Source organism: Streptomyces solincola, assembly GCF_002982015.1.
GTDB classification, from domain to species: domain Bacteria; phylum Actinomycetota; class Actinomycetes; order Streptomycetales; family Streptomycetaceae; genus Streptomyces; species Streptomyces solincola.
Genome location: NZ_PVLV01000419.1, coordinates 1 through 6,546 on the forward strand (window position 1 = coordinate 1; position 6,546 = coordinate 6,546).

Here is a 6,546-nt window from a genome sequence, read left to right on the forward strand (position 1 = left end):
GAGGAAGGGGGCGGTTGGCGGGGGAAGGGCCGATTTGACCGGACGGGCCACAATCTCGCCATACGGCACACCGCCCCTTAACGGTAGGCATGCGGCGAACTACGCTGGGTTTACGAATGCCGCGCGCCTATGCCTGGCGTCGCTGCGGCCGTCTGTGCTCGAGGGGTGGCGTCGCATGTCCAGGGAGCAACGCGGGCCGAACGAGAAGCTCGGCACGGTTCTCGCCCTCGCGGGAATCAGCAACGCCGGTCTCGCCCGGCGGGTCAACGACCTGGGCGCGCAGCGTGGCCTGACGCTGCGGTACGACAAGACGTCGGTGGCCCGGTGGGTGTCGAAGGGCATGGTGCCGCAGGGCGCCGCGCCGCATCTGATCGCGGCCGCGATCGGGCAGAAGCTGGGCCGCCCGGTTCCGCTGCACGAGATCGGACTGGCGGACGCCGACCCGGCGCCGGAGGTGGGCCTCGCCTTCCCCCGGGACGTGGGCGAGGCGGTGAAGTCGGCGACCGACCTGTACCGGCTGGACCTGGCCGGCCGGCGGGCGGGCGCCGGGGGCGGCATCTGGCAGTCGCTGGCCGGGTCGTTCGCGGTCAGCGCGTACGCCACCCCCGTCTCACGCTGGCTGATAACCCCGGCGGACGCCTCGGTGGAGCGGCGGCCGGCGGCGGACGACGGCGGCGCGGCGACCGCCCACGGGGGCGAGGAGCCCGGGGCCGCCGAGGAGGGCGGGGTCGTCGACGAGGGCGGGTCGGTGCGGGTGGGCCACAGTGACGTGGCCAAGCTGCGCGAGGCCGCCGAGGACGCCCGGCGGTGGGACTCCAAGTACGGCGGCGGCGACTGGCGTTCCTCGATGGTGCCGGAGTGCCTGCGGGTGGACGCGGCCCCACTGCTGCTCGGCTCGTACTCCGACGAGGTCGGCCGCGCGCTGTTCGGCGCGACCGCGGAGCTGACCCGGCTGGCCGGCTGGATGGCCTTCGACACCGGTCAGCAGGAGGCCGCCCAGCGGTACTACATCCAGGCCCTGCGGCTGGCCCGGGCCGCCGCGGACGTGCCGCTGGGCGGGTACGTGCTGGCGTCGATGTCGCTTCAGGCCACCTACCGCGGCTTCGCCGACGAGGGCGTGGACCTGGCCCAGGCGGCGCTGGAGCGCAACCGGGGGCTGGCCACCGCCCGCACCCTGTCGTTCTTCCGGCTGGTGGAGGCCCGGGCGCATGCCAAGGCCGGCGACTCGGCCGCGGCCGGCGGGTCGCTGCGGGCGGCGGAGGGCTGGCTGGAGCGTTCCCGGGAGGGCGACCCGGACCCGTCCTGGCTGGGGTTCTATTCCTACGACCGGTTCGCGGCGGACGCCGCGGAGTGCTACCGCGACCTGCGCCTGCCGCGCCAGGTGCGGCGCTTCACCGAGCAGGCGCTGTCCCGCCCCACCGAGGAGTTCGTACGCTCGCACGGACTGCGGCTGGTGGTGAGCGCGGTCGCCGAGCTGGAGTCGGGGAACCTCGACGCGGCCTGCGCGGCGGGCGTGCGGGCGGTGGAGGTGGCCAACCGGATCTCCTCGGCGCGGACCACCGAGTACGTACGCGATCTGCTGCACCGCCTGGAGCCGTACGGGGACGAGCCGCGCGTCGCCGAGCTGCGCGAACGGGCCCGGCCGCTGCTGATGACCACGGCGTGAGGCCGGCGATCACGGCGTGAGGCCGGCGATCACGGCCTGGGGCCGACGACCACGGCGTGGTGCCGGCGCGCACGGCGTGAGGCCGGCGCCGGTGAGGTGAGCGCGCCGAGTGCCGCGTGACGCTGGTCACGCGCGGGGCGGGCGGAAGCCGAGCGGGCGGACGGGGCAGACGGTCCCCTCCGGCGTCGGCGGGGTAGGACGTTTAGCGCGGTTGTCAGTGGGCCAGTGCACTATCGGGGTGGGAGGTGGCACAGGTGTCCGCGTACGGCAGCCAGGGCTTCGACTGCGACGTGCTCGTGATCGGTGGCGGGATCGTCGGGCTGTCGACGGCGTACGCCCTGACACGGGCCGCGCCGGGGACGGGCGTGGTGGTCCTGGAGAAGGAGCCCGGGCCGGCCCGGCACCAGACCGGGCGCAACAGCGGGGTGATCCACAGCGGCATCTACTACCGCCCCGGCTCGCTCAAGGCCCGGTACGCGGTGCGGGGCGCCGCGGAGATGGTGAAGTTCTGCGCGGAGTACGGGCTCCCGCACGCCGTCACGGGCAAGCTGATCGTCGCCACCCGGCGCGACGAGCTGCCCCGGCTGCACGCCCTGGTCCAGCGCGGCCGGGAGAACGGCATCCCGGTGCGCGAGCTGGGACCGGCCCAGATCGCCGAGTACGAGCCGCGGGTGCGCGGCCTGGCCGGCATCCACGTGGGCACGACCGGGGTGTGCGACTACGCCGCGGTGGCCGCCCAGCTCGCCGACTCGGCCGCAGGCTGCGGCGCCGAGGTGCGGTACGGGGCGGAGGTCGCCTCGGTGGACCGGCGCCCCTGGGGCGTCGCGGTGCGCACCACCGCCGGGGACGTGGTCCGCGCCCGGGTGCTGGTCAACTGCGCGGGGCTGCACTGCGACCGGGTGGCCAGGCTGGCGGGGGACGACCCGGGCATGCGGATCGTGCCGTTCCGGGGCGAGTACCACGAGCTGGCGCGGCCCGAGCTGGTGCGCGGACTGGTCTATCCGGTGCCCGACCCGGCGTTCCCGTTCCTCGGGGTGCACCTCACCCGCGGCATCGACGGCGGTGTGCACGTCGGTCCGAACGCGGTGCCGGCGCTCGGCCGGGAGGGGTACGACTGGTCGGTGGTGCGCCCCGGTGAGCTGGCCGCCACCCTGGCCTGGCCGGGCTCCTGGCGGATAGCCCGCCGCCACTGGCGGTACGGGGCGGGGGAGCTGCGCCGCTCGCTGTCCAGACGGGCGTTCACCGAGGCGGTGCAGCGGCTGCTGCCCGAGGTGACCGAGGCGGATCTACGTCCCTCGCCGGCGGGGGTGCGGGCTCAGGCGGTGCTGCGGGACGGCACGCTCGCCGACGACTTCCTGCTCCGGGAGGCCCCACGCACGGTCCATGTGCTGAACGCCCCCTCCCCCGCGGCGACGGCGTCCCTGCCGATCGGGCGCGAGGTGGCCCGCCGGGCCCTGCGGCACCTGGGCCGCGAGCCGGCCGGTCCGCTGCCCGGGGGCGCGGAGCCGGCCGCCGCCCGCACGCCGGGCGGCCCGTAGAATCGGGGCATTGTGTCTGAGCCCCGTGATATCGCCGTGCACCGCCGCCCCAAGGGGGAGCCCCGCTTCCCGCAGGGTCCCGCGCCCGACCCCGCCGGGTCCCACTTCGAGCGGCGCATCCGCAGCTTCCAGCCTCGTCGCAGCCGCGTCACCGCAGGTCAGGCGGATGCCCTGGAGCGGCTGTGGGGCACCTGGGGGCTGGACGTCGACGGGCAGCGGCGGCTCGACCTGGGCGCGATGTTCGACGGACTGCCGGTCGTCCTGGAGATCGGCTTCGGCATGGGTGAGGCGACGGCCCGGATGGCCGCCGACGACCCGTCCACCGGCATCCTCGCGGTGGACGTGCACACCCCCGGCCAGGGGAACCTGCTCGGCCTCGCCGACCGCGCGGGCCTGACTAACGTACGGGTGGCCAACGGCGACGCCATCATCCTGCTCCGCGAGATGCTCGCGCCGGACGCCCTGGCCGGCGTGCGCGTCTACTTCCCGGACCCCTGGCCGAAGAAGCGGCACCACAAGCGGCGGCTGATCCAGCCGGAGTTCCTGACGCTGGCCGCCAGCCGGCTGCGGCCCGGTGCGCTGCTGCACTGTGCCACGGACTGGGAGCCGTACGCCGAGCAGATGCTGGAGGTGCTCGGCGCGCACCCCGACTTCGCCAACACCAGCGCCGACGGCGGCTTCGCGCCCCGCCCGGCGTTCCGGCCGCTCACCCGGTTCGAGGGCCAGGGCCTGGACAAGGGCCACCTGGTGCACGACCTGCTCTTCCGCCGGGTCTGAGCCGGCCGGGGCAGCGGCCCAGGGCCCGGTGGGCACGGAACAGGACCCGAGGGGTCCGGTTCTGCCGGTAGCTCACTCGTCGCAGCGTGTCCGTGGCGGTCGTTAGGGTCGATCACGTGTCCCACTCGTCCGCGCACCCCACCCCGCCGCAGCCGCCCGTCCCGGCGTACGAACCGCAGCCGTCGTTCGACGCCGTGCCGGAGCGCGCCCGCTGGCGCTACAAGCCGCGCCGCGCCCTGTGGCGGAGCAAGCTGGTGCGGGCGGGGGCGCTGGCCCTGGTCCTCGCCCTGTGCGGGCTGGTGATCTTCGCGCTGGTGCGCGAGCAGACCGGCACCCAGGGCTTTCTGGTCGGAATGGGCCTCGCCCTGCTGCCGGTGCCGCTGCTGCTGGCCGCGTTCCGCTGGCTGGACCGGGTGGAGCCGGCGCCGTTCAAGAACCTGCTCTTCGCGTTCGCCTGGGGCGCGTGTGCCGCCACCCTGGTCGCGATCACCGCCAACACCCTGACCACCGCCTGGATAGCCACCGCCACGGCCGACCCCGCGTCGGCGAACACCCTGGGCGCGACCGTGGTGGCCCCCGTGGTGGAGGAGAGCGCCAAGGCCGTGGCGATCGCGCTGGTCTTCGCGCTCCGGCGGCGGGACTTCACCGGCATCGTGGACGGTGTGGTGGTCGCCGGGTTCGCGGCGACGGGTTTCGCCTTCACCGAGAACATCCTCTACCTGGGCCGGGCCTTCGGCGAGGATCAGGAGATCGGCTCGGCCGGGATCGGGTCGGTCACCGCGGCGACGTTCTTCGGGCGGATCGTGATGTCGCCGTTCGCCCACCCGCTGTTCACCGTGCTCACCGGCATAGGTTTCGGCATCGCGGCCGCGGCCGCCCGCCGGCACACGGTGCGCCGGATCCTGCTGCCGGCGGCCGGGCTGGTGCTCGCGATGGGGCTGCACGCCCTGTGGAACGGCTCTGCGTCGATCGGCCCCTGGGGGTTCTTCGCCGTGTATGGAGTGATCATGGTGCCGGTGTTCGGGCTGCTGACCTGGCTGGCGATCTGGTCGCGCCAGCGCGAGCTGCGGACCATATCCGGCGAGCTGCCGGCGTACGCGGCGGCCGGCTGGCTCTCGCCGGCCGAGCCCCGGGCACTTTCCTCGATGCGCGCCCGCGAGCTGGCCCGGGGGTACGCGGCCCGCTCCTTCGGCCCGGCGGCGGCCCGGGCGGTCGGCGAGTACGAGGCGTTCGCCACCTCGCTGGCCTTCCTGCGCCACCGGGCCCGCCGGGGGCACGCCGGGCCGGACTTCACCGCCCGGGAGCAGGAGCTGCTGCACCACCTGTGGCAGCGCCGGGAGGTGGCCGGACCGGCCCTGACCTACGCGGCCCAGGTCACCGGCCGGGTGTGGACGCCCCCGCCGCACCTCAACTACGGCGGGAGCTACAACCCCTACCGGTACTGAGGGCCCGTACTGACGGCCGGTCCGCCTACGCGGAGGCTGCGTTCAGGGCCGCCAGGTCGGCGTCGGTCAGCGTGAGCTCGCCGAGCGCCAGCAGGGCGGGGAGCTGCTCCACGGTCCGGGCCGAGGCGATCGGCGCGGCCACGGTCGGCTGGGCGGCCAGCCAGGCCAGGGCGACCGTCGCCGGTTCGGCGCCGTGCGCCTCGGCGACCTGGTCGAGCGCGGCGAGCACCCGGCGCCCGCGCTCGGTCTCCAGATGCTTGCCGGCGCCTTCCGCGCGGGCGCTGTCGGTCTTGGCGCCGGGCCGGTACTTGCCGGTGAGGAAGCCGGAGGCCAGCGCGTAGTACGGCACGGCGGCGAGACCGGCGCGCTCGGCGGTGGCCCGCAGTTCACCCTCGTAGGTGTCCCGGGAGACCAGGTTGTAGTGCGGCTGGAGGGCGCTGTAGGCGGTCAGTCCCTCGCGGGCGGCGAAGTCCAGAGCCTCCTGGAGCCGCTCGGGGGTGATGTTGGACGCGGCGACCGCGCGTACCTTCCCGTCCTTGACGAACTGGTCCAGCACGGGCACGAACTCCTCCACGGGCACGGAGGGGTCGTCGTAGTGGGTGTAGAAGAGGTCGACGTGGTCGGTGCGCAGCCGGCGCAGCGACTGGTCGAGCGCGCCCTTGAGAGTGGCGGGCGCGAGCCCCTTGAAGTCGGGGTGGGCGCCGGCCTTGGTGGCGATCACCACGTCCGCGCGGTTGCCGCGGGAAGCCAGCCAGTCGCCGATGACGGTCTCCGACTCGCCGCCCTGGTTGCCGGGGACCCAGGACGAGTAGGTGTCGGCGGTGTCGACGAAGTTGCCGCCGGCGGCCGTGTAGGCGTCGAGTACGGCGAACGACTGCGCCTGGTCGGCGGTCCAGCCGAAGACGTTGCCGCCGAGGGCGAGCGGGAAGACGTTGAGGTCGGACGAGCCCAGCGGGCGGAGGGAAGTCATGGGAGGCAGAACAAGGCCCGCCGGGAGCGCTATTCCGGCGACGGGGGTCCGGGGATGCCTGGGCCCGGCTGACCCGGCGGAAGAGAACCGGCAGTCCTGGCGTCGGGGGGGGTGCCGCCAGGACTGCCGGAGTGCGAGGGGGAGGCGGGG

Annotated in this window: 5 protein-coding genes; 4 read left to right on the top strand and 1 reads right to left on the bottom strand. The window is 74.8% G+C overall.

From position 1 onward, the window contains the following. Window positions 1-175: 175 nt before the first annotated feature. The 4 genes from C6N75_RS23585 (at window position 176) to C6N75_RS23600 (ending at window position 5,426) form a co-directional block, all read left to right on the top strand. The gene (locus C6N75_RS23585; protein WP_105870908.1) at window positions 176-1,666 is read left to right on the top strand and encodes an MFS transporter; all 1,491 of its coding nucleotides are present in this window, start codon (window positions 176-178) and stop codon (window positions 1,664-1,666) included. A gap of 254 nt (window positions 1,667-1,920) precedes the next feature. After that, the gene (lhgO, locus tag C6N75_RS23590) at window positions 1,921-3,204 is read left to right on the top strand and encodes an L-2-hydroxyglutarate oxidase (protein WP_407703265.1); all 1,284 of its coding nucleotides are present in this window, start codon (window positions 1,921-1,923) and stop codon (window positions 3,202-3,204) included. A gap of 12 nt (window positions 3,205-3,216) precedes the next feature. After that, on the top strand, window positions 3,217-3,981 hold the full coding sequence (gene trmB, locus C6N75_RS23595) for a tRNA (guanosine(46)-N7)-methyltransferase TrmB (RefSeq protein WP_258177572.1): 765 nt from the start codon (window positions 3,217-3,219) through the stop codon (window positions 3,979-3,981). Between the two features lie 116 nt (window positions 3,982-4,097). Further along, entirely contained in the window at window positions 4,098-5,426 is a 1,329-nt protein-coding gene (locus tag C6N75_RS23600; RefSeq protein WP_105870911.1) for a PrsW family intramembrane metalloprotease, read from the top strand. 25 nt (window positions 5,427-5,451) lie between these two features. Here C6N75_RS23600 and C6N75_RS23605 read toward each other — a convergent pair whose 3' ends face one another. Beyond that, a complete protein-coding gene (locus C6N75_RS23605; protein WP_105870912.1) occupies window positions 5,452-6,396 on the bottom strand; it encodes an aldo/keto reductase in 945 nt (314 codons plus the stop codon). Between the last annotated feature and the right edge of the window lie 150 nt (window positions 6,397-6,546).

Excerpts from the sequence above, each read along its gene's own strand:
- C6N75_RS23605 (WP_105870912.1), bottom strand. The coding sequence starts at position 6,396 with ATGACTTCCCTCCGCCCGCTGGGCTCGTCCGACCTCAACGTCTTCCCG.
- C6N75_RS23585 (WP_105870908.1), top strand. The coding sequence starts at position 176 with ATGTCCAGGGAGCAACGCGGGCCGAACGAGAAGCTCGGCACGGTTCTC.